This window comes from Brevibacillus sp. AG162, from assembly GCF_006715575.1.
Lineage (GTDB): Bacteria > Bacillota > Bacilli > Brevibacillales > Brevibacillaceae > Brevibacillus > Brevibacillus brevis.
This window is the reverse complement of sequence record NZ_VFNO01000004.1, coordinates 384,358-407,621: the sequence shown is the minus strand read 5'-3', so window position 1 is coordinate 407,621 and position 23,264 is coordinate 384,358. Positions and strand designations below refer to the sequence as shown.

Sequence of the window (23,264 nt, the reverse complement as noted above, 5' to 3'; positions counted from 1 at the left end):
TACCATTCTATATTAGCACATTCCTATTAATTAGTTGCTGAAAACAAAAAAAAGAGCCTATTACTAGGCTCTTTTTAATGCTCATTAGTTAGCAGTGATTGGTGTTGTGTTAACTTTGAGCGTGTTGCCTGCCTCATCCTTAGTGTTCAGATCGGACTTGTAAGTAGCAACAGTTACTGTTTGAGCAGTATTGTAAGTAGGCAGAGTCAAAGTTACAGTTTTCTTGTCAGTGCCACCTGCAATAGCTTCCGGTGTAACAGTAGTTCCGTTAACTTTTACAACGAAGTCATCCAGATAGTCAGCAGTAGTATCAACTGCAACATTTTCACTGAAAGTCAGAACCAAGGCAGTAGAAGACTCTTTCTTAGCGGAAACAAGAACTGGATCAACGTTGTCAGTGAATTCGCCAACTACAAGGTTTTTACTTGCTGCATTCAATTTGCTTCCATCTACTGCAACTACGCTGTCAGCAATTGTAAGAACTGCTTTTCCAGAAGAAGGAATTGTTTCATCTTGTAATTCGATAACAACCTTTTCCTTCGTGTCCTTGAAGTAAATAGAGGTTGCTTTAATAGGAGCACCGTTGAATTGGTAGTTGGAAAGAGAAGTAGCTGCTGCACTCATCTCTCTACCAAAATCAATGGTAATTTTATTGTCTGCAACTGTAACTTTATTATTCAAATCGATTTCGCCTGTAACTGCACCGGACTTAACAATGCTTACGGAAGCAGCAGCATTAGGGTTTTGGCTAAGGTCTTTAACAGCACCTGTACCGAAATCGATTGTGTAAGTACCCGCGTTGATCGCGCCATTAGCTTTAACATCGTTAGACGCTACTTCAAGAATTGTTTTCTTGCCAGAAGCATCCGTTACTACTTGAGCAGACTCAACAGTTTTTCTTACACCATCTTTGTCTTTCAAAACAATCTTAGTCGTATCTACTGCACCAACAGCATCAATCAATTCTTCAGAGAATTGAACATGGAATACTTCATTTGGTAGTTCAGTAGTACCCTTGTTAACAACTTTGCTGAAACGGTTAACGATTGTAGGAGCAGCACCATCTTTAGACAGAGTCACAGAAGTTGTGAACTCGTTACCAAACATGTTGTTGTTCGTAGCTTTATAACCGCCAACTGTTACGGACAGATTAGTAGTGGTTTCGTTATCACCATATACTTTTACTTGACCGTTGTCAGCTACTGTTACATAGTACTCATCATCATTAGTACCAGCTACAGGTTGGATGTCTGCATTCACAGCATATCCGTTTTTCTTAACAGAAATTGTAGTTGGTTTAGTAACTTCTTTATCGAATACTACTTTGAATTTGTACTCACCAGCAGCTTCTACTTTGCTTACGGATGGAGCAGCAGCATCAACAGTAACATCGAATGTTTTTGTCAGGTAAGGAGCGTTGTTAGGTGTAGCTTGGAGGTCCTTCACATTAGCAAATGCGATAGTGTGTTGACCAGCAGTCAAGCCAGTAGCAGCACCTGTGAGCGTAATTTCTTTAACCGCAGGGTTAGTAGAAGGAACGTTCACGTTTTTGTTATCAATTGTGATCAATCCGATCGAGCCTACATACTCATCAAAGGAAACAACTACATCATTGCCTTTAACTTGTACAGACTTAATAACTGGAGCAGCAGTATCTACGAAGGAGAATGTTTTCGTCTCATCCTTCTCCAAACCACTCAGGTTTTTGTTCAATACTGTCTTTTTAACAGTAAGAGATACATAGTCGCCAGTTTTGATGTTAGCATTTGTCAAAGTAATCACAGCTTTGGTCTTATCAACGCTGTCAACTTTTACAGTGAACGCAGGACCTGCTTGGTTATTTACTTTGAGTTCATAGTTGGACGCATCTTCAGCAGTTACAGTATCCAACTCGTCATCAAAGTCAACAACGATTTCATTTGCGTTCAGAGCATCTACAGCTTCAACTTTCAGTTCGCCCGCAGGACCTGGAACTGCATCTTTGCGAGGATCGTAAGTTGCACCGTTAGAACCATCGAGGTTAGATTTCGTATAAACGCCTTCGAAATCAGTCTCTTTCAGGTCTCTCTTAACTTTGCTAAACTCACCGTTCATGATTTCGCGGAGGCTTGCACCTTTACCGTCGAAGTCAACGTAGATCAGTTTGTCGAAAGAAGTTGCTGCCATGTCAGCTGCAAATTTCTTGTTACCTGCATCTGTCAGGTTGAACAGGTCACGCAATTCATAGTATCTGTCTACGTCTCCACCCAGGTAAACACCAGATTTTGGTGCTGCAAAAGCGGAAGATGCCATGCTAGCAACTACTGTAGCAGAAAGGATGGAAAGAGCTACTTTTTTATTCACGTACTACCCCTCCGTAAGTTTGATAGGAAGTCTATTTTTGTGAGTGAGTATGTAATGAACAGCGGAGAGAGGTGACTCCCTCCGCTGCTCGACTCACGTAAAAGGCTTTAACTTACAAAATTATTTTTTGAAAGTTACGTTTGTTTTGTCGGTTTCGCCTTTTTCACTTGTTACAGTGATTACACCAGAAGTAGCATCTGTTTTGTCAGTAGAGAATTCGAATACGATTTCTCCGTTGCTTACTTTACCAGTGAAGGTTTCGCCACCAACTTTGATAACTGCTTTATCAATCTCGGATTCTTTACCGTTTTTGATTTCTACAGTTACAGAGTAAGAGTTTACTGGACCGATAGCGAACTGTTTACCAGTTGCGGAGTCAGCGACAACATCCCATTTGTCCCCACCATTGTCTTCGCCAGGTGTTTGTCTCAGGAACGCTTCCGCTTCATCTTCCCAACCTTCTTTTTCTACTTCATCTTCGTCGGAAATGATCAATACGTAGTCGTATTTGTTACCGGAAACGTCGGAGCTATCGATAGCAACGATGTAGTCGCCTTTGCTCACGCCGTCAACGCCTTCCAGATCATCGAAGATCTCCAGGAATGCAGTGGAAGATTTAGTGTTGATAGTGGATTTTTTGTCATCAGCATCTTTAACAGTGATGGTGTTACCATCTACGTTAGATACCAGACCCACTTTGATTTTGTCGATGCTAGCTTGGTTCAAATCATCTTTATCACTAATGACTTTAGCGAGCATTTTTTCGTCTTCATCTTGGAGGTTGTTGTTAACTACTTCAACAACATCGTCCACAACTACTTCATCGTTAGCATCCAGTTGGAATGCGATGAAATCGCCGCGTTTGATACCACGATCGTCTTTCAGATCTTCAGAATCTTTGTCCAATGGGTAAGTTTTCAATTCGACTTTGTCACCGGTTTTAGTGAGAACTTGGATAGTGTCATCTCCACCGGATCTTCCGTAATCCCAAACCATACCGTATTGGGAATCGCCACCCAAACCGTCACCTTCAACTACGAAGATTGCTTCAACTTCATCTTTATCTTCGTCAACTGTGTAGTATACAGTCAGATCGTCTTCGTCTGCAATGTCTTTGAACTTCGCAGCTTTAGCGTTTTTCAGTTCAGGACGTTTGTTTGCGTCTTTGATCTCACCAGTCATGTTGAAGATAGCAGTATCATCATTTACTTCGTAGTCGTCAACCATTTCGTCGTCTTCGTCAGCAATTTTGTCCCACTCAGCTCCAGAAGAACGGATCAGATCTGTTTTCAGGATGCGAACTTTTTCTGCTTTACCATCTTTGTCAAGTTCAACTTCCAGCAGGACGTTGCTGTCGTCTTTCTTAGGTTGGAGAAGGTCTTCCAGTTCGCTCTCGTTACCGTTTTTATCGAAGTTTTTGCCGTTTACATCATAGATGTCTTCAGCTTCCAACTCAACATTCACTTTTTTGCCTCTTTGAGTCAATACAGTGAATTGCCATTTGTCTTTACCATAGTCCAGGTAAGCTGCACGAGTAACGATTGCTTTTTGTTTGCGATCGTCGATTGGATCCTTAGTAGTTACGTGACGAACACGACCAGAAGCATCCAGGTACAGTTTTACTGTTTCGCCGTCAAGATCTTTGATCAGATCCCAGTTGGATCCATCAGTATCTTCAACGTCTTTGTTTCCGTTATCGGAGTAAGTAGCACCTTTGTAGATACGGTATGTTTTGTCTCCGATAGTCAGACGGTAGTCGTTGCTGTTACGCATAACAACTTTGTCTACTTTACCTTCTACAATCGTGTCAGTAGCGAAGATCAGGAACTTGTCTTCGTCACCTTCTGGATAGTAAACGCTGTAAACCATGTTTTCTTTCAGATCGCTGAATTTAGCTGGTTTACCATTGAGGAATACGAGGAAGTCTTTGCCTTCATCTTTGTTTTCCAGCTCATTGAACTTGTCGTTGTCAATGTTCGTGATCTTTTTCTTTTCAACATCGACTTTGCTGATCACTTCAGAACCATATTTACGACCTTCGTCAGTTTGGTTCATAGTTTGATCGTCGATTACGTGCATGTAAGCAATTTCGTTGTTGTCATCCAGAACAACTTTCACACCAAAAGTGAAGCCATCGCCATCTTTGATGATTTCTTTCAAACCGTCAACTGCATCAGTGAAACGTTTGAAGTTGTAAGTAACAACAGTATCTTTGTTCAGACGGTAGGATTTCTCGCTAGCATCCAGAACCAGTTTCAGATCTTTCAGATCGGAGCTGCTCAGATCTTTAGCATCTGTGAAGGATTTGCCTTTCAGTTCCCATTCGCTCACACGGTCCATGATAACTTCTTCGTCTGTGGAACCTTCCATCCAAACGATTACGTCTTCACGGTCGTCTTTGATCCACACTTGTACGTGTTGACCAGCGAATTCGTTAGAGTTGATACCGTCAGCTACTTTGTAAGTAGTGTTGCCGATACCAGCGTCTTTACCATTCAAAGTTACTTCGTTAGCTTTGATTTTGCCCAGACCGATAGCAGGTACGTTTGTTACCAATGGCAAGTCATCGCCATCGCGACCAGCTTCTTGAGCCCACTCCATGTCACGAACAGTAACTTTCAGGTATTTAGTCAGGAGGTTTTCATTCGTGATTTCATAACGAACGTCAGTCCCGAATTCTTTTTGCTCCATCAGGTCTACACGAAGAGCGTTGTCGAGCATTTTGAAAATGTCGCCACGAGTTGCTGCATTGTTAGGAGTAGTGATGCTCTTAGCAATGTTCAGCTCGGAAGCTTTGGAGATCATGCTGTTAGGCCATACACCCTTAACGGATGGCTCATAACCCAGTGCACGAACGATCATAGTAACTGCTTCTGCATAAGTAACTTGGTTTTGTGGTTTGAAAGATTTGTCCGGGAAACCTTTTACGATTTCTTCGTTGGAAGCTACGTTTACGAAACCAGCAAACCAATCAGTAGATCTAACATCAGTATAAGTATTGCTGAATTGTGCCAATTTCGCACCTTGCTCCAGTCCGCGAGCGCGAACGATCAGAGTAGCGAACTCTGCACGAGTGATAGTTTTCTCTACACCGTAATCGCCGTTGCCATAACCTGCTACCAGGCCAAGAGCTTCCAGGCGTTTTACGGTTTTTTCCATATCAGCGTCCATTTTAGGAGCTGTAGTTGTTGCTGCTTCTTCTGCTGCGAAAGCCATTGGAGCAACAGTAAGTGCGAGTGCACTAGCCAATACACTGTTAACGACCTTTTTCATAACCTTGTGTTCTCCTCCTCTAGTATAAACAAATTGTTCTTGGGGAATATTTGTTGTTAATCTATCTTTCTTTTTAAAGCCCGAATCCTGCAAGCGCGTGTCACCTCCTTTCGCAGGAAAGCCTCGCTTTTTGTGTTAAAAATCTCTAGTATATTCAGTATTGTGTAAAATGCAACAATCACTAGTGTAACACAACTGCTAGAATTCGTGAATCTTTTTTACACAATTCCCCGTTTTTCGTGTGACATCCTATTAAACGCCTGAGCGAATCAAAAGTTGCGGCGCCTTCGAAAAAAAATTAAAGTTTTTTTCGTGGTTCGTTATTCACCTGTCAGTTATGTACGAAGTGACATCCGCCACAATCGTATTATAGGGTACACAGGGCGGGCTGTCACGACTGAACCTTTTTCCAATTTGATTCAAAAGCTTACAAATCTTGTTTTTTGGCTAGTTACCCAGTGCAGTTTCAAACGCTACAACAGCCAGGTTGTAAGTCAGAACAGCTTTTTGGTATTGATTCTCACTTTTAGACAACGCTTCTTCTGATTGGATGACATCCAAAGTAGTTGCGAGTCCATTTTCAAAGCGCAAATTCTTCAGTCGATAGCTCTCCGCAGCGGAATCCTTTGCCGACTTAGAAAACTCAATCGCTTCTCTTGCTGCATTCAGATTGAGATAGGCTTCTGTAACATCTTTGGTAACAGCACGCTTTTGCTTTTCAATTTCAAGGTTAGCTTTTTCCACGCTGTTACGAGCCATTTGGCCTTGGAGAGTAGATGCAGCTGTAAAATCAGTGATCAGTTTTACGTTCAATTCAGCCAGTTTGAGCTCTTCCTGAGCCTGTGTTATTTCATTTCGATTGGAAAGCGCCTTTTCCTCGGCTTCCTTCAGTGTCATGTTAATAGGAGCCGTTTGCTTATTTGACGAGATGAGCTTCCATTCTTTAGTCAAATCGACTCCGAGGAAGTCGTTCAAATTCATACGGGCAATTTCCAAGTTGTTTTCTGCAGTTTTCAATTCTGCTTTTGCGGCTGCTACCCCCATCTCGGCTTCAAGAACATCTGTCTTAGCATTCGTTCCTACATCGAATGCAGCCTTTGCCACCTTAAGCTGTGCTTCTGAACGCGCCAAGCTTTGTTTCTTCAAGTTCAGATCATCTTGAGCAAAAATTAGCTTGTAATAGACATCCTGCGCGCCAAGCTTTGTTTTAGATTCCGCCGATTTTACGTACAGTGCGTTGAGCTTCTTGGTTTGTACTCCTTTTGCATTGTTATAATATTTTTGTTGTGCTGCTTCCAACGATTCGATCGCATCGCTTGGCAGATCAGAGTTGCTCACATAGGTAAGAGTTTGGTTAAGGTCTGCATTTTTTGCATCCAGACGTGTTTCATTGAGCACGGCGTTTGTCTTCAAAGCCTGTTCAATGGCTTTTTCCAAAGTCAGCTCTGCTCCTGTAGCAGCCTCAGCCTCAGGAGTAGACTGACTCTCTGTACCGGTTTGTGCTGTTGCTTTATCATTTGATGCTTGTACAGTCGTAGGTGCCTTTGTTTGATCGGAGCCTGTATTCGCAGATGCCGTCAAGCTTCCTGCGCCTAGTGCTGTTGTTAATACTGCCGCCAAACTGATGGACATCCATTTCTTTTTCGAATATGGAAAATTCACTGAATTCCACTCCTTCATTTTATGTTAAGTATAAAATTATTAACCACATTAAATATGTGGTTTGTCCCAAGATCACTATATCACAGAGTTATACTTCTCACACGCAAAAATATACCATACCAACATTTTCATAAGGGAATCATAGATAGCTCCTCCCTTTCCTTTTTTATTCCACAAACACCACATAGAGTACTACGATTATGTGTCAAAAACATTTCAGTGTTCGCCAACATTTCTTTTGCATGCTATCCTTTTCTTGAGGTGATTGTACGATGCTTACCCAATACAAAACGATCGCTGGCTACGGTGAGGACTATATCGTTATTGAACGCTCCCGTTTTATCGGGTATGCCCAGCGGGTTACAACCGAAGAAGAGGCGACAGCGTTTATCGCGATGATAAAAAAGAAGCACTGGGACGCTACCCATAACTGTTCCGCTTTTGTCATTGGCGAAAACGATCAGATTCAGCGCTCAAGTGATGACGGAGAGCCTAGCGGTACAGCAGGCAAACCGATTCTCGAGTGTATCAAGAAAAACGGTGTGAAGGATACGGTCGTCGTCGTCACCCGCTATTTCGGCGGAATCAAGCTTGGGGCTGGTGGTCTCGTTCGGGCTTATACAGCTGGAACGGTCACTGCACTAAAGGCTGCGAAGATCGTGGTTCATACCTTGCATCAAACGATTTCGGTCAGCGTCGACTACACATGGTGGGGCAAGGTAGAGAACGAACTGCGTCTAGGCGAACATCGCGTGAGTGGTACGGATTTCACAGACAAGGTTACCGCGCATGTGTTGATTCCTGAGGGTGAACAGGATGAGTTCGTCGCGCAAATGGTTGATTTGACGAACGGACAAGCCCAGATCATGCTCGGTGATAAGGAATATGTGGAGGTTCCGGTGGACGCGGTTGGAGATGTGGAAGAAGAGTAATTTCTCAACAAAAAAAGCTGAAGAGGCGGATGACCTCTTCAGCTTTTCTTCTATTATATATAGCGAAATATCTCACATTACTGCTTAGGCAGTTTTTTGAGTTGGACCATCACACGTACGGTGATAACAGCCATCTCTGCACGAGTCAAATTATGAGTTGGCTTGAAGCTGTAAGTCGGCTTTTTCACGGATGGGTCATCGACTTCACCGTTCATCAGCTTACCTTTGCTGACAGCCAGCACAGATGGAGCCGCATAGTAGCTTACATCTTTTGCATCTGTAAACATTTTATTCAATGCCACTTTGGATGCATCGAGCGTAGCCAATTTCATGTTGAGTGCACGCGCAATCATGATTGCTGCTTCTTCACGCGTCAGAGAATCGTCTGGACGGAAGTAGCCTGGCTGTTTTCCACGAATAATCCCAGCACGAGCAGCCGTCTCGATGTACTTGTACTCATAATCCCACGTATTGCGATTAGGACGGACATCCGTGAAGGTTGGTTCTAACGGATCACGCTCATTGCTATCCTTATATGGCCCTGCGTTAATTGGCAGTGCCAACGCTTTTACCAGCATTGTGGCAAATTCACCGCGAGTCATGTCACGGTTTGCACCAAAACTGCTTCCGCTGTATGCCGGCATGATGCCTTTTGCATACAAGGTCTCAATCGCATCGCGAGCAAAATCATGGGTAATGACATCATCGTAGGATTCTCTTGTTTTCATGACCATGTAGTAACCAAATCCAGCAAACGGCACCTGTACGGTTTTCGCGCCAGTATTCACTACACCACCAATGTTTCTCCACTCGTCACCATTGTGATAGTAAATGGTCAAGATGTTGTTCGCAGCATTTACGATCGATGGATCATACTTGATGGTAAGTGTTCCACGGAGACTTGGAACAAGATTGTCTTGCCAACGGCTCTTAAAGTCCTGAGCATCGCCTTCATCGTAGTATGGATCACGTCCACCCGGAGCCTCTGTGTCGCCTGCATCGACATAGTACAACGGACTTGCGTAGTTAAAGTTGGATTCGAGTACCAGCCTGTCCTCCAAATTGTCTTCTTCAATGGTTACTTGTCCTGTTGTTCGGTCTGCCATACCAAAATAGAGAGGCACATCGACAAAAATGTCTCCGTTTGGATTCTTCACTTCTTGGCCAGCACGGCTGTCATCTGGCGACAGCAATACGGTACCTTTTGGGAATTTCAGATCAAATTGCTTATCAAATACGCTAAACGCTACTTTCTTCCCTAATACATCACGATATTCAGCACCATTTACATTCGAGCTCGCATTGTAAATCTTGATTTCGTCTTTATAGGTGCTATCGCCTACTACAACCGAGAATTTCACTGTGTTTAAACCTTTTTTAAGAGCGACTGTAGATATAAACACGTAGTAGGTTTCTGGAATTGTTTTTCCTTGGTCATCGTCGTAATAGAAATCAGGGTTTGTTGTATTCGTTACTTTCGCTTCTGTTTTGCCGAACAAAACTTTGTCCGCATTTTCCGCAAACACTTTTACAACTGCACTGTTGCTATTAACGATGATGTATGGATCGTTTTCTTTTGCTTTTACTGGGGACAGAACTTCCCAGCTGGAATATTTCTGATCGATGTTGATGTCATAGCGAATGACAGTACCATTGTCATCTTCTGCTACGATTGTGTAGACTGTTGTTCCACCCTTTTTCAGAGTCAGAGGGAAGAGCGCCAGTTTTTGTTCCTGATCTTTCGCATCGGTTACAGCATCTTGTACTTCTTCAACAAGATCCCCATATTTCTTCGTGCTCATTTTCCCTTCAAATCGGGAACGAGACTGTGAATCAATGTTGTGCTCATCGAACAGGTCTTCCAAATCGTTATTCAAAGCTGCTTCCAGACGAGTCTTTACGTATTCCTGATTCGTTGTGTCTTGATCCCAATCCCCACTCTTGTAGCGGAAATCATTGATCCGTTTTCCGTTCTTTTCGATATATACATGTGTTGCATCATTCACGGTAAAGCTCAGGCTGCTCAAGAAGTTGGCACCCGTCTTATAGGATGGGTCTCCAGCTTTTTTCATCAGCTCTTCGGTTTTACCATTGGAGATGATCTCCAGCTTCACATCCTCTACAGATGGCGTCTTGGATGTGTTGTAGGAAACATTATAAGTGAAAACCGTTTTTGGATCGTCCTTCAAAGTGATTTTCAGGACGTTGTTGCCCTTTTTATAAGCGAGTTGGTCTTTTTGGATCAGGAATGTGCCCTTGTTGGTATCGATATCGGTAATGTTGATAGTGGCTCCGTTCAACGTCGCCTCAATGTTACCTGACTTCAATACGTAGTTGTACACTTTCCCGTCAAGATTTCGGATATCGTTCTCACTCTTCACTTGATATCCGTCTTCGAAGCTGCGAACCTGTCCAGTTGCATCTACATAGGTGATTTGCGCATATGGAGTAATACGAATATCCAGTGTATAGGCAGCAGATGTCGATGCTGTACCGCCATTATATCCAATTACCAATTTACCCTGACCCTGTGGAAGCTTTCTCAGCGTAAGTGTAAATCCATCGGACCCTGCCTGGATAACATAGTCAGTTCCTGCAGCCAATGTTTGTCCGTTGTAGGTAATGTTTACAGTAGAGTTTGGATTCGAGATATTTTGTGTGACGACCTTCAATTCCAGCGGCGAAGTAACAATCGTATTTGCAGCCGTTGGAGACAACTCTTGTGCATTCGCCAAATTGATCACTTTTGTAATATTCGGCTTCGTGCTGTCCAAGTACTTGAACTCGTACTCGTAGTTCGCAACATTAATAAAGCCAGATGGAGAAGTTACGGTATTGTTCGATGCTTTTGTCAAGTACTGGTAGCTCAACGATACTTTGTACGTTTTTCCATCCTGGAAGACTCCTGCTGGTACCCCCAGAGTTACCGCATATTCGGTAAAGCCGCTTTGCGGATTGCCGATCGGTGTAAATGTTAATCCACTTCCACTCTTGTATTCAGTCTTACTTCCACCTTCGGAAATCGTGACCTTGAATTCTTGGAACTGCTGCTCACCAGCAATATCTACAAATTTCAAAAGTGCCGCACCATTCAGTGTCATGGCTGGAGAATATGTTGCGCCTGTTACCGTAGATAGTTGGTTCGGCTGTAGTGATACTCCACCCAGCATTACTTTGTAAAACTGATCAGAGCTTCCGGATGATGTAGTGGTGACCAACAGCTTGCGGACGAATGTCCCTACTTCCTTATTTTCGTTAAATACTCTGATTTCCAAGGTATTTTCACCAAGCTGCGATGGTACACTCAATCCAAAAGATCCGGTGCGGTTCACCTGTGTTTTGACTACATCACCTGTACGCAGGTTTTTCACTTCAACTGTATCTGCATTGAGTGCTTTTCCGTCCATGTTCAAATTCAGACGGTTGGTCGAAGGAACTGTGATATAAGTCGGACTCGAAGTGACATTCGGATCGTTCAGTGGTGTATCATTCACTTTCAAATCACTAACGAGTGGTGTGTTGTTGTATTGAACAAAGAACTGGTAGTGCTCTTTTGTTACATTTCCCACCTTTTCATAGAAGGCGACTTGATTCAGACCTGGTTTCAGGCTGATATTGCTAAATGTAAAAGTGCTTCCGTTAATTGATGGAGCCGTATTCGATAAATCCTGGACGGTCTGGCCGTTGTTCGTAATCAGCTTGATTCGCAAGCTGCTTCCGGTTACACCACTGCCATACGTACCAATCAGTGTGATTGTGGAGTCGCCATAAACCACAGGGTTATAGGCTGTCGTTCCACCTGAGAAATTTGTAATCGAAATCGGGCTATTCTGCGAGTTGTACTCGTAATAAATGACGTCACGCTCACCTGTATTCGGTGCAAAAAGCTGTACAGCATTCAGACCAGGAGATAAATCAATATCTGGCAATACGCCTCCTGCTCCAGTTACAGTTCGAACGGTCACTCCGTTTACTTGGACTTCGACAGCCTGTGTTTTATCTACTGCAGCTGAGATGGTATACTCGTATTCCAAGCCAGTTACTGTTCGGCTTGTAACCTTTTTGGGATCGCTTTGATGCTCACCTTGCCCAGAATTCTTAAATTTTAGCGGGCCTGTTCCCGAAGGGAGAGGCGTTGGTGTGTACTGAAAGTATATCTCTGTTGTATCGTTTGTTGGATCTAGCGTTACTTTTGGTCTTACCGTAACTTTAGTCACTGCCCCACTGCTGTTCAGTTGAAAATCCGGCAGTGTAATTTTGTCGTTTGCGAACAGTTGGTTATTCGCAAGGGGAACCCCATCAATTGCTACATCAACACCTTGACCATTTTTCGAGGTATCCTTGTAAAAAAGCTCGACACCATATATCAATTTCGATTTGGTCTTGAGTGGGGTACTGTACGCATAACCGTTACCGCTACCAGTCGCAAGATAGTCAGTTGGCGTCTTGATACCAGCCCCAGTATTCCAGTTGGAACCAAGTGCCGCAAAAGCAGGTACGGCAGGCAGAACACCTGTAACAATCAGCATCATCGTCAGGCACATTGCCAGCCAGCGACGGAATTGTTGATAGGACTTGTTCATTTTTTCACCTCTCCATATTATTCTGAAATTCTTATTTGTCCCGCTCCAAAAAAGATCGGGCAGTATACTTCTCCCTTTTCTTTATCGGACAATTCCCTTCTGTACTTAAGTGTTTCCCCCCAAATTTTGGTGAAAAAAAGCCCTAGCATCAAAATGATGCCAGGGCTTTACGTATTACTAATTCGTCCGACGCTGTTGTTCGGCTTGCTTAATTTTGATCCGTCTGTACGTATTAATCAGTGGGCGATGACGACGGCTAACGAGGCCAACGATCTCCGTTCCAAGATGGATGACAATCAGTAGCGCGACCATGACGATAATCGTGGTCCACTTCGTCGTCTTCGTCAGCAAGATCGCCATCATTCCGAAGAAAATGCTAATGGAGTAAATCGTGAGTACAGTTGAACGATGGGACAGACCCATGTTCAGCAAACAGTGATGCAAATGCCCTTTATCTGGGCTCGAAATCGGCTTTTTGTTCACGATCCTGCGCACGATGGCGAAGAACGTATCCCAAAGCGGCACACCCAGCACGACGATTGGGATGATAAAGGAAACGAACAACGCTTCTTTAAAGCCCATAATCGACAGAGCAGCCAGGTTAAAGCCCAAGAAAAGCGAACCGGTGTCGCCCATGAACAGGCGAGCTGGATGAAAGTTAAAGTAGAGAAAGCCCAGGATCGCTCCGAGGAGCACGAAACAGTAGGTCGCTACCTTGTAATCGTCCATCAACAAGGCCATGACACCCATTGTCCCTGCAGCAATCGCTGAAACACCTGCCGACAGGCCATCGAGACCGTCAATCAGGTTCACTGCATTGGTTACACCGACAATCCAAAACATCGTGATCGGAATCGCGAGCCAGAAAAGCCAGCCACTGCTGAAATCAATGCTTCCGCTATACGGCAGATTCACGACACCGATCTTCAAGCCAAAAGGAATGACGACAATCGCTGTTGCGACTAGCTGTCCGAGCAGCTTCCACTTTGGCGAGAGCTGGTATTTGTCATCGAGCATGCCGACGACCATAACGATCGTACTTCCGAGGAAAATTCCCAACATTTCCGATAGGCTTGTATACGGGACAAATAGGAAGAACGCAACCAGATATCCGATATAAATAGCCAAACCACCCATACGTGGCATGATTCGTGTGTGTACCTTGCGCTGGTTCGGGGCATCCACTGCTCCTACTTTGACAGCCAGGTTTTTTACATACGGTGTTGCAATAAACGATATGATCAGCGAAGTCAGAAATCCGAGGATTAGTGTAGACATCGACTGTTCTCCTCTCTACGGATGCATCTAGGAACGGCTACTCCATTTTTCTTTCAGTACGGTTAGAACAAACCGCGGAATAGCCAGTTGACGCTTCCAGCGAGTAGGCTCGGAAGCAAGTCGATAAAACCATTCCAAATGCAGTTTTTGCCAAATCTCGGGAGCCCGCTTCACTTTCCCGGAAATGACGTCAAAGCTTCCGCCTACCCCCATCATCAGGGAGGCATTCAACTGATCGCGATACTTCGCCATCCATTCATCTTGTCTGGGCGCACCCAGTGCGACGAACAGGAGCTGCGGTTTCGCTTCGGCAATTTCCTGTACAATTTGAGGTTCTTCCTCTGGGCGAAAATAGCCATCCCGACATCCGACGATTCGAGCGTTCGGATAACGAGCACTCAGTTTGTCTTTTGCCAAATGAATAACATCTGGCTTGGCGCCGAGTAAATACACGCCCCACTGATGTTGATCGGCTTTCGTCATGAACGCTTCCAGAAGCTCCACACCCGTAACGCGCTCATAAATCGGCTGATTCGTCCATTTGGCAGCGTATACGATTCCAATTCCATCTGGAACGACATAGGCTTGTTTTACAATAGATCGGAAAGCGCGATTCTCTCTCGCTACCATGACGATTTCCGGATTGGCGGTGACCACGTGGGTCTTTTGACCGCTTTGTATGCGTTCTGTTATATGATCGACAGTCTCACGGAAACCGCGAGTCGTAAATGGCACATCTAGTATGGTTGCGACCTGTTTGGTCATTTCTTCACCTTCAAGTGCTTGTTAGTAAATGAATGTTTAAAAAGACGACTTTTTAAACTACCTATTCATGCATGGAGTTGCCCATTAGCCATTCTACCCGAAAAGAAAGGCACATTCAAGATGATCATGAATGTGCCTTATTTCCTGCCGTCAGGGCAAACATCAATCCACCCTCTGCTACTACTTTCCCATTTACCAGTGCTCTGCCATGCCCTTTGCCGACGGTTCCACGCACACGAGTAAGCTCAACCTCTAGTACCAGCGTATCTCCCGGCTTCACTTGATCTTTGAAACGGAATTCATCAATACCTGCAAACAGTCCGATTTTTCCTTGATGTTCCTCCATGCTGAGCATCGCTACTGCCCCAACCTGTGCCAACGCTTCCACAATCAGGACACCAGGCATGACTGGATAACCAGGAAAATGGCCTTGGAAAAACGGTTCATTGATTGTTACGTTTTTCACTCCAACCGCTTTTTTTCCTAGCTCCAGCTCTTCAATTCTGTCTACCAACAAAAACGGGTAACGATGCGGGATGATTTCCTGAATTTGCATAATATCCAAAGGCGCTTTGATTTCCATTATGTATCGCTCCATTTCCATACTTAACTAGACTTGTCTATGCATGAATACCCTTTGACTAACGAAACAATATAGATAACTCCCGCCCCAGTTGAACGGACAAGCGGGGTTAAGATAAAAGGAGCACTTCCTCCCCACAGAGCGGGAAGTGCTCTTTTTCAACCTTACACGCGGTTCAACAGTCGAGCCTTTGCCAGATAAATCGCGCTCACAATAAATGAGAACGCTATAACCGACCAAAGTATCGCTTCACTGTACTCATAACGGTACATAACGAGCGGAATGACCAGATACAAAAGAACGGTTGTCAGCTTACCATAGGCATTTGCCGGGACAGTTTTTTTGCCACGGAAATGATAAACAGCTCCTGTTACTATCATTGCCAGATCGCGCACAAAGAAAAACAGGGCGGCCCATACACTGATTCGATCCGTCAAAAATAATGAGGCGATGACCGCCAGCATCATTAATTTATCTGCCAGAGGATCTAACATCATTCCGATGGTGGTCACAAGCTTATGCTTCCGCGCGATGTACCCGTCCGCAATATCGGTCACTCCCGCCAAAATCAAAATGCCTAAAGCGATTTCAACATGATACGGAAACTCCGAAAAAAAGACATACAGGTACAAAGGGATGAGCACGATGCGAAAGATCGTAAGCAAATTAGGAAGATTCACGGACATCCCTCCGTATTCAAATCGTCACTTCCTTTTTCAACCACTCGACCTATTATACTCTGTGGACAAACACCACAACAAGTCCTCGAAAAAATAGGAGCCCCAACCATAGGTTCGGGCTTGTCCAGCTAAGGTTTTTAGGTTTCTTCAAACATTAAATCCCACATATGTTTGTAGGTTCCTGGATCGAATACATCAGACATTGGCTTCTTGCCAACCCCACCGTATCCGATCATCAAACCAATGACCAGTGAGAAAAACAGCAGGAGTGGGACCAGCACCATCTTGGCAACTCTCAGCCGCCAATTTTTGCCGCTCCGTTCCCGCTCTTTTCCTTTTGACTTAACTTCTTCGGTCTGACGCGGGAAACGTTTGCTCTTCCCTTGTTCCATGCTCCTCTCCTCCGTCATGTTGATTGTTATGGGTTATCTGCTTCTCAGTTGGTTGGCAATGCCCATCATTTGATCACTGATGCCGACTGCGCGTGAGTTCAATTGATATGCACGCTGAATGTTCACCAGCTGGGACATTTCCTCTGTCATACTTACATTGGAGCCTTCCAATGCTCCTTGTCGAAGTGTAGCATCGCCTGCAATGAGGGCATTGGTGTATTTGGTAGTTGGATTTGCACCGGAATCTAACTCGGCATCAAACAGATTCTGACCGACTTGCTGCAACTGATCAGGATTGTCTACTTTCCAAAGGCCGATATTGCCGTAAGACACTCCATTAGCAGTAAGCGCTCCCTCGGCAGTAATTTGAATATTAGTAACTGGCTCGGGCAATACAATATTTACGCCGTTTTCGTCAGTCAAAATGTGACCAGAGGTAGTGTGCAATACATAACCTTGTTCATCATCATCGAATGAGATCTTGAAGGAGCCGTCCCGAGTCAATCTATTTTCTTCTTGAATCACAACGCCAGATGCGTCCTTGATCTTGTGAGTGACTAGAAAATACCCGTCTCCCTCAACCAACACATCTGTTGGCACATCCGTGACTTTCACAATACCTTGACCGAGATCCAGCTTGGTCATGCCAAGACGGGCACCGCTTCCGATCCGAATCCCCACTGGCGTATTCCGATTTTGATTGTCTGCTGCCGGCTGTTCATTCATCGAATCGGAGAGAAGCTCGGAAAACGATGCGACCCGGCGCTTGTACCCAATTGTATCAATATTCGCCAGATTGTTGGCTGTATTGTCCAACGCTTGCTGAATACCGCGCATAGCTGATGTGGAAATATTAAGCGACTGCATCTTTCCTACCTCCTATTATCCGTTAACACGACCGATTTCATTAGCAGCCTTATCCAACGTACCATCAATTGTTGTAATGACCCGTTGGTTTGCTTCATAAGCGCGTAGTACACTCATCATGTTCGTCATGGTTTGACCAGGGTCTACATTGGAACGCTCACGCCAACCTTGTTGCATACCGTATCGGCCTGCAACCGTAGGTGTAGCGTATGTACCTGCTGCCAGAGCTGCTTGATCGTTCGCTTCTGCAACATCAATCGCTTCGACGTCTGTGTCGCCTTCCCAACGGAATACATTGGTCCCTTCCCGAACAAGCATCAAGGGATTGGTTACTACAGCCAGTCCCAATCGAGGATGCGCTGCCAACGATTCATATTCATTCGTCGTTGGGTCTTTGTACAGCAATTCGCCAGCCTCGTTAATCTTCAAATCTTGTCCAGCATTGATTCCGCTTACTGGGTCATTGATTCGGATCGCCTGATTTTGATTGTCCAGAACATAATACCCATCGGGCGTTACCAAGTAGCCATCCGCATTCACGCTCCAGTTGCCGTTTCGCGTGTAGCGAATATTCTCTTCTTGAGCTGGCTGCGTCAAATCCTCAATCCGCGCCACACTGTAAAACAACCGTCTCTCATTCCCATCCTGATCTGGCTGAATATTGTCCATCAACGCAAGATCATACGGATTCCGTGTCTCTTCAATATCCCCCTGCGCAAAATTCGGCAGCGCCTCCGACATGTACACCCCTGTGTGCAAACGCCCGATAATGGCAGGTTGTCCAGGCATAGTAGGGACACCCGGAACATCCAGTCCCTCCTGATCGTTCATGCGGGAGAGCAATTGCTCCGGAAATGCACGCATGACACCCACGTCCTGTTTGAACCCGGGTGTATTGATATTTGCTAAGTTGTTCGCCAGCGATTCTTGCCTGTTCTGCAAAGCCAGCATGCCAGATGCAGACGTATACAAGCCTCTGATCACTTAAATCTTACCCCCTGAATAATCGCTTATTCGAGTGAGCCGGCATCTTGTCCAAATAGTCCAGCATCATTCCTGTTCCTTTTGCAACGCACATCATAGGCTCGTCCGCTACCAACACAGGAACCTTCAGCTCCTCTGCCAGAATCTCGTCAATACCGTGCAATAATGCGCCGCCACCGGTCAGGAAAACACCCTTATCAATTATATCGGCAGAAAGCTCCGGAGGTGTTCGTTCTAAAACAGATTTTGAGGCTTGTACAATCGCACTCACCGACTCAGCCAGGGCTTCCTGGACTTCATTGGAGCGAATGGTAATCGTTTGCGGCAAACCGCTTACCATGTCTCGACCCCGAATGTCCATTTCGTCCTGGCGTCCGCCGGATACGGTTCCAATCTGAACCTTGATATCTTCAGCCGTACGCTCCCCAATCAGCAATTTGTATTTATTTTTTATGTAACGCATAATAGCCACATCGAATGTATCGCCTGCTACTTTAATGGAGGAAGACGTGACAATATCGCCCATCGACAATACCGCTACATCGGTCGTTCCCCCACCGATATCCACTACCATATTACCGGACGGCTGAAAAATGTCCATTCCTGCCCCGACTGCGGCAACTTTCGGTTCTTCTTCGATAAATACTTCTCTTGCTCCACCGCTGCGCTCAGCTGCTTCGCGAATTGCTTTTTGCTCAACAGAGGTGATGTTGGTCGGGCAGCAAATCAAAATGCGCGGACGGGCAAACATGCTCTTTCCACCAATTTTGTTCAAAAAGTGCTTCAGCATGGCCTCTGTGATTTCAAAATCCGCGATAACCCCTTCTCGCAAAGGTCGGATCGCTACGATATTTCCTGGGGTGCGGCCCACCATGCGATAGGCTTCATTTCCCACGGCCAAAACTTTTCTGGTTTTACTATCTATTGCCACGACAGATGGTTCGTCTAGGACAATTCCCTTGCCTTTTACAAAAACCAAGACATTGGCCGTGCCCAAGTCGATTCCGATATCTTTGCCAAACATGAAAGGTCCTCCCTGATTACCAGTTACATTTCTACCTAATATCATAGGCTCTTCTACGTGAGAGGACAAGGAAATTCTTTCTTACACACTTTCCTCCTGTTCTACTCGTACTTTTTTACTACGCCGTTTGTACTTAATTTTGGTTGCTTCGCCTCCCCGTAGATGTCTGATGGCTTTGTGATATTCCAAAATTTCCTTAACCTGGTTCGCTAACTCTGGATTTATCTCAGGCAGCCGCTCAGTCAAGTCCTTGTGCACAGTACTTTTCGAAACACCGAACTCTTTGGCGATCATCCGAACCGTATTTCTTGTCTCTACAATATATCGGCCGATTTTGATGGTCCGCTCTTTGATGTAGTCGTGCACATTACTCGCCTCCTTGTATCTACATTGTCTGATACAATATATGGGTGCGTAGGGACACATATTCTACGTTTCCAAGCCTGACAAGCCAGCACGGCCGCATCTTTTTTCAACAGTTTGTACTACACACAAAAAAACACCCGCAATTGTTGTATTTTGCAGGTGTTTTTCTACATTCATTGGTTATTGATTTTTTACTTCCGTTTCAGCCTGAATCAAGTATTGCTCCGGGTTGACAGGCTTGTTATCGATGCGTACTTCAAAGTGAAGATGTGCGCCAGCGTCTTTTTCAAAGGTGTTGCGCCCAGCAGACCCGATTACTTGACCTTGTGTCACTTCATCGCCTGGTTTGACTGTTACGCTTTCCAGACTTTGATATACCGTAATCATTTTGTCTGCGTGCTCAATCTCAATCTCGTTGCCGACAAGTGGATCGTTCACCACTTTTACTACTTTACCCGCAAGAGCTGCGACGACATCAAAGCTCTTTCCATCCGTGGATACGAGGTCAATACCTGTGTGAGGGTAGAAGGAGTTGTCGAAGCTCACCAATGCTTTTTGCTGATTGTCCTTGGAGGCTTTCTCATCGTAGTAGTTCATGCCCACATTGTACTGTACGCCTTTTCCTACTGGCCAAGCGAGTGGTTGTACGCCACTTGTAGCAGGTACCGCTTCTTCGTTTTGCGGTGTAGTCGTCTCAGGAGCTGCAGGAGTTGTCACTGCCACGCCATCTGTGCCATTCGTCATTTTGGATACCGTGTCCATGACATTGCCCTGATACCACATCACAAAAGCGAGAATGATTGCTGCGGTGCCGATGTAGATTGCAGGAAACGCCCATTTCTTGCCCAAAACTTTTTTCCAAGAACTTGCCTTCTTGAATGGAATCGGTTGATTTTGATTTTTTTGATCTTCCATTTTATTCATCACCTCATCCCTCAGTATCGCCAGAATTTTGGCGTATAAACCTGAGAGAGTAGGGAAAAGTAAAAATTTGCTTTTCTTTTACGCTGGGATCACTCTTGTATACTCTTGCAGACTAATTCCTTGATAGAAGTGCTTGACGATTTGCTCCGCGCTTTTGCCGCTTTTGGCCATTCCATTTGCTCCCCACTGGCTCATCCCGACACCATGACCGTACCCTTTGGTCGTAATGAAAACCTGATTGCCGCGCAAGTCCAACGTAAAGGAAGAAGAATTCAAATTGAGCTTTTCACGAAACTCTCTTCCTGTAAATTCTTTGCCGCCAATGCTGATGGTTCCTACGCGATTTCCGGTTGTACGCGATTCGATCCGATACCAGGAACCATCGGTAGAAGCATCCTGCGTGAGCTTGACGCCCAAATTCTTTTCCAGCTCCACAGTGGACAAGACGACTGTTTCCTCATAGCGGGGAGATTGAATATCCCAAGGACTCGCAACGCTCTTCAAATAAGGAATGGGCTTTTCCCAATATTCATCCGAGTTTTCTGTAAAGCCATTACTGGTGGAAAAAAACGTCGCGTCAATGGGCTCGTTCTGGTAGGTCAGGATAACCCCTGCTGTTGCCATAACTGCTTGCTGGATGCGTTTGTTTTTCCATTCGTATTGGTCTCCCCAACGCTCACGCCGCTGCTGCTCATCCATATAGACTTGATGCTGCACCGTATCCAAGACCTGACCGCCTGATGGCACATCATCAAACTTGCCCTCTTTTAATCGGCGCACGATATAGGTCCTGGCCGCCAACGCCTGTGCTTTTAAAGCCTCCAGCTCGAACTCGGCTGGCATTTCCGCCGCTACGACTCCGGTAATATACGTTTCTAGCGGCAATGTTTCCACGGCCTTTTTTTCTGTACGGTACACCTTTACTGGCAGAGAGGAAGCTGATTCCTTCATCGCCGGTATCGCAGGCTCCGAGACGGCCACAGTTGGCTGACTGACAGGGCCAATTGCTGGTGAAAACCAAAAGACCAGAGCAGCAGGCATCAGGACGAGCAAGATCGGCAAAGCGATAAACCACATGAGTAGATAGCGTTTCATGCAAGAGATCCTCCCCGTTACGTACTAGACACGATAAGTCTGAATAACCTACTAAAGTCTATGTTCTGCAACAGAGCGGTAGAACGAGAGAATGAGAGAGTCGAGAGAACGAAAAAAAGACCCCCTGCATACGCAGAGAATCTTTCGTTTTGCCATATGGTTGACGCATTTATCAAGCAAAATTAGGAGAGAAGCTCACTTTGATGGTTTCGGTAACTGCTTTTTCACGAGCCTTTTCTTCTGGAACTACGCGTTCTACATCTGCGCCCAAAGCCAGCAGCTTTTCCGTAAAGTTCACGTAGCCACGGTCAATATGGTGCAGGGCAGAAACCTCCGTCTCTCCCTCGGATACGAGCCCAGCCAGTACAAGTGCTGCACCCGCACGCAAGTCGGTTGCTGCTACCTTGCTGCCTGTCAGCTGGGAACCGCCTTCGACGATGGCACTGCGGCCTTCGATCTTGATGTTCGCATTCATGCGGCGGAACTCTTCCACGTGCATGAAGCGGTTCTCAAATACCGTTTCGGTCACGATGCTCGTTCCTTCTGAAACAAGCAAAAGCGCCATCATTTGCGACTGCATATCCGTCGGGAAGCCAGGGTATGGCAGCGTTTTGAGGTCAACTGCTTTCAGTGGGCCTGTGCGGCGTACACGAATGCCGTTTTCTTGCTCCTCAATGTCCACGCCCATTTCACGAAGCTTGGCGGTCACGGATTTAAGATGATCGCAAATCGCACCTTCCACAAAGACATCCCCGCCAGTAATCGCTGCAGCAACCATGAAAGTTCCTGCTTCAATGCGGTCAGGAATGACACAATGTGTGCAGCCCTTCATCTTTTCCACGCCTTCGATACGGATTGAGCCTGTACCGGCTCCGCGGATTTTTGCTCCCATTCTGTTCAGGAAGTTCGCCAAATCAACGATCTCCGGCTCTTCTGCTGCATTTTCGATCAATGTGGTTCCCTCTGCCAAAGCAGCGGCCATCATAATATTTTCTGTTGCACCGACGCTAGCAATATCCAGGTAGATTTTTGCACCCTTCAATCGTCCTTCTACCGTCGCTTCAATAAACCCTTGTCCGATTTCGATTTTGGCTCCCATAGCCTCAAACCCTTTTAGGTGCTGGTCGATCGGGCGCGTACCAATGGCACATCCACCCGGAAGAGCGACGCGAGCTTGTCCTTTTCTGGCTAAAAGCGGCCCCATCACGAGGAAAGATGCACGCATTTTGCGGACCAGTTCATAGGACGCTTCTACACTCGTAAGCTTGGAAGCATCGATCGTCAGCACTTCATGATCATATGTAAGGGAGATTCCCATCGATTTCAAAAGGTCGCATATCGTCCGGACATCGTCGAGGCCTGGTACGTCTGAGATGACGCAAGTCCCTTCTTCTGCCAAGATAGATGCTGCAATAATAGGGAGTACGGCATTTTTGGCGCCAGATACTTTTACATTTCCAGCCAATGCCTTACCACCACGGACAATAATTTTATCCAATGTGTACCCCTCCGC

General features: G+C 45.4%; 17 protein-coding genes. 1 reads left to right on the top strand and 16 read right to left on the bottom strand.

All coding sequences use genetic code 11. The annotated features are described in order from the left end of the window. Positions 1 to 84 precede the first annotated feature (84 nt). The 3 genes from FB479_RS15725 to FB479_RS15715 form a co-directional block, all read right to left on the bottom strand. The gene (locus FB479_RS15725) at positions 85 to 2,343 is read right to left on the bottom strand and encodes a SwmB domain-containing protein (RefSeq protein ID WP_142065914.1); all 2,259 of its coding nucleotides are present in this window, start codon (positions 2,341 to 2,343) and stop codon (positions 85 to 87) included. Positions 2,344 to 2,463: 120 nt separating this feature from the next. Further along, entirely contained in the window at positions 2,464 to 5,616 is a 3,153-nt protein-coding gene (locus FB479_RS15720; RefSeq protein WP_142065991.1) for an S-layer homology domain-containing protein, read from the bottom strand. A 447-nt stretch (positions 5,617 to 6,063) separates the two neighbouring features. Continuing rightward, positions 6,064 to 7,278, bottom strand: a complete 1,215-nt coding sequence (locus tag FB479_RS15715) for a TolC family protein (protein ID WP_142065913.1) — start codon at positions 7,276 to 7,278, stop codon at positions 6,064 to 6,066. Positions 7,279 to 7,550: 272 nt separating this feature from the next. On the opposite strand from FB479_RS15715, the gene FB479_RS15710 reads away from it, so the two are divergent. Beyond that, positions 7,551 to 8,210, top strand: a complete 660-nt coding sequence (locus FB479_RS15710; protein WP_142065912.1) for a YigZ family protein — start codon at positions 7,551 to 7,553, stop codon at positions 8,208 to 8,210. A gap of 77 nt (positions 8,211 to 8,287) precedes the next feature. On the opposite strand, the gene FB479_RS15705 is transcribed toward FB479_RS15710, so the two are convergent. From FB479_RS15705 to murA, 13 genes are all read right to left on the bottom strand, one after another. Continuing rightward, on the bottom strand, positions 8,288 to 12,793 hold the full coding sequence (locus tag FB479_RS15705; protein ID WP_142065911.1) for an S-layer homology domain-containing protein: 4,506 nt from the start codon (positions 12,791 to 12,793) through the stop codon (positions 8,288 to 8,290). A gap of 177 nt (positions 12,794 to 12,970) precedes the next feature. Then, positions 12,971 to 14,071 (bottom strand): glycosyltransferase family 4 protein, encoded by a 1,101-nt coding sequence (locus tag FB479_RS15700; RefSeq protein ID WP_106654745.1) that lies wholly within the window; start codon positions 14,069 to 14,071, stop codon positions 12,971 to 12,973. A 27-nt stretch (positions 14,072 to 14,098) separates the two neighbouring features. Beyond that, positions 14,099 to 14,836 (bottom strand): WecB/TagA/CpsF family glycosyltransferase, encoded by a 738-nt coding sequence (locus FB479_RS15695; protein ID WP_142065910.1) that lies wholly within the window; start codon positions 14,834 to 14,836, stop codon positions 14,099 to 14,101. Between the two features lie 124 nt (positions 14,837 to 14,960). Continuing rightward, positions 14,961 to 15,419, bottom strand: coding sequence for a 3-hydroxyacyl-ACP dehydratase FabZ (fabZ, locus tag FB479_RS15690; RefSeq protein WP_106654747.1), 459 nt, complete (start codon positions 15,417 to 15,419; stop codon positions 14,961 to 14,963). Positions 15,420 to 15,583: 164 nt separating this feature from the next. Beyond that, on the bottom strand, positions 15,584 to 16,105 hold the full coding sequence (locus FB479_RS15685; protein WP_142065909.1) for a CDP-alcohol phosphatidyltransferase family protein: 522 nt from the start codon (positions 16,103 to 16,105) through the stop codon (positions 15,584 to 15,586). A 131-nt stretch (positions 16,106 to 16,236) separates the two neighbouring features. After that, positions 16,237 to 16,491, bottom strand: coding sequence for a DNA-directed RNA polymerase subunit beta (locus FB479_RS15680; RefSeq protein WP_106654749.1), 255 nt, complete (start codon positions 16,489 to 16,491; stop codon positions 16,237 to 16,239). A gap of 33 nt (positions 16,492 to 16,524) precedes the next feature. After that, on the bottom strand, positions 16,525 to 17,358 hold the full coding sequence (locus FB479_RS15675; RefSeq protein ID WP_142065908.1) for a flagellar hook-basal body protein: 834 nt from the start codon (positions 17,356 to 17,358) through the stop codon (positions 16,525 to 16,527). A gap of 15 nt (positions 17,359 to 17,373) precedes the next feature. Further along, on the bottom strand, positions 17,374 to 18,342 hold the full coding sequence (locus FB479_RS15670) for a flagellar hook-basal body protein (RefSeq protein ID WP_142065907.1): 969 nt from the start codon (positions 18,340 to 18,342) through the stop codon (positions 17,374 to 17,376). A 7-nt stretch (positions 18,343 to 18,349) separates the two neighbouring features. Then, a complete protein-coding gene (gene mreB, locus FB479_RS15665; RefSeq protein WP_047069792.1) occupies positions 18,350 to 19,366 on the bottom strand; it encodes a rod shape-determining protein in 1,017 nt (338 codons plus the stop codon). An 81-nt stretch (positions 19,367 to 19,447) separates the two neighbouring features. Then, positions 19,448 to 19,732: a sporulation transcriptional regulator SpoIIID gene (gene spoIIID / locus FB479_RS15660; protein WP_003388385.1), complete on the bottom strand. Its 285-nt coding sequence runs from the start codon at positions 19,730 to 19,732 to the stop codon at positions 19,448 to 19,450. A 180-nt stretch (positions 19,733 to 19,912) separates the two neighbouring features. After that, entirely contained in the window at positions 19,913 to 20,647 is a 735-nt protein-coding gene (locus tag FB479_RS15655) for a M23 family metallopeptidase (RefSeq protein ID WP_142065906.1), read from the bottom strand. An 87-nt stretch (positions 20,648 to 20,734) separates the two neighbouring features. After that, positions 20,735 to 21,751: a stage II sporulation protein D gene (gene spoIID / locus FB479_RS15650; RefSeq protein WP_142065905.1), complete on the bottom strand. Its 1,017-nt coding sequence runs from the start codon at positions 21,749 to 21,751 to the stop codon at positions 20,735 to 20,737. Between the two features lie 172 nt (positions 21,752 to 21,923). Next, the gene (gene murA, locus FB479_RS15645; protein WP_142065904.1) at positions 21,924 to 23,249 is read right to left on the bottom strand and encodes a UDP-N-acetylglucosamine 1-carboxyvinyltransferase; all 1,326 of its coding nucleotides are present in this window, start codon (positions 23,247 to 23,249) and stop codon (positions 21,924 to 21,926) included. Positions 23,250 to 23,264: the final 15 nt, after the last annotated feature.

Excerpts from the sequence above, each read along its gene's own strand:
- fabZ (WP_106654747.1), bottom strand. The coding sequence starts at position 15,419 with ATGGAAATCAAAGCGCCTTTGGATATTATGCAAATTCAGGAAATCATC.
- FB479_RS15710 (WP_142065912.1), top strand. The coding sequence starts at position 7,551 with ATGCTTACCCAATACAAAACGATCGCTGGCTACGGTGAGGACTATATC.
- spoIID (WP_142065905.1), bottom strand. The coding sequence starts at position 21,751 with ATGAAACGCTATCTACTCATGTGGTTTATCGCTTTGCCGATCTTGCTC.
- FB479_RS15680 (WP_106654749.1), bottom strand. The coding sequence starts at position 16,491 with ATGGAACAAGGGAAGAGCAAACGTTTCCCGCGTCAGACCGAAGAAGTT.
- FB479_RS15720 (WP_142065991.1), bottom strand. The coding sequence starts at position 5,616 with ATGAAAAAGGTCGTTAACAGTGTATTGGCTAGTGCACTCGCACTTACT.
- mreB (WP_047069792.1), bottom strand. The coding sequence starts at position 19,366 with ATGTTTGGCAAAGATATCGGAATCGACTTGGGCACGGCCAATGTCTTG.
- FB479_RS15685 (WP_142065909.1), bottom strand. The coding sequence starts at position 16,105 with ATGTCCGTGAATCTTCCTAATTTGCTTACGATCTTTCGCATCGTGCTC.
- FB479_RS15695 (WP_142065910.1), bottom strand. The coding sequence starts at position 14,836 with ATGACCAAACAGGTCGCAACCATACTAGATGTGCCATTTACGACTCGC.
- FB479_RS15700 (WP_106654745.1), bottom strand. The coding sequence starts at position 14,071 with ATGTCTACACTAATCCTCGGATTTCTGACTTCGCTGATCATATCGTTT.
- FB479_RS15705 (WP_142065911.1), bottom strand. The coding sequence starts at position 12,793 with ATGAACAAGTCCTATCAACAATTCCGTCGCTGGCTGGCAATGTGCCTG.
- FB479_RS15655 (WP_142065906.1), bottom strand. The coding sequence starts at position 20,647 with ATGGAAGATCAAAAAAATCAAAATCAACCGATTCCATTCAAGAAGGCA.
- FB479_RS15675 (WP_142065908.1), bottom strand. The coding sequence starts at position 17,358 with ATGCAGTCGCTTAATATTTCCACATCAGCTATGCGCGGTATTCAGCAA.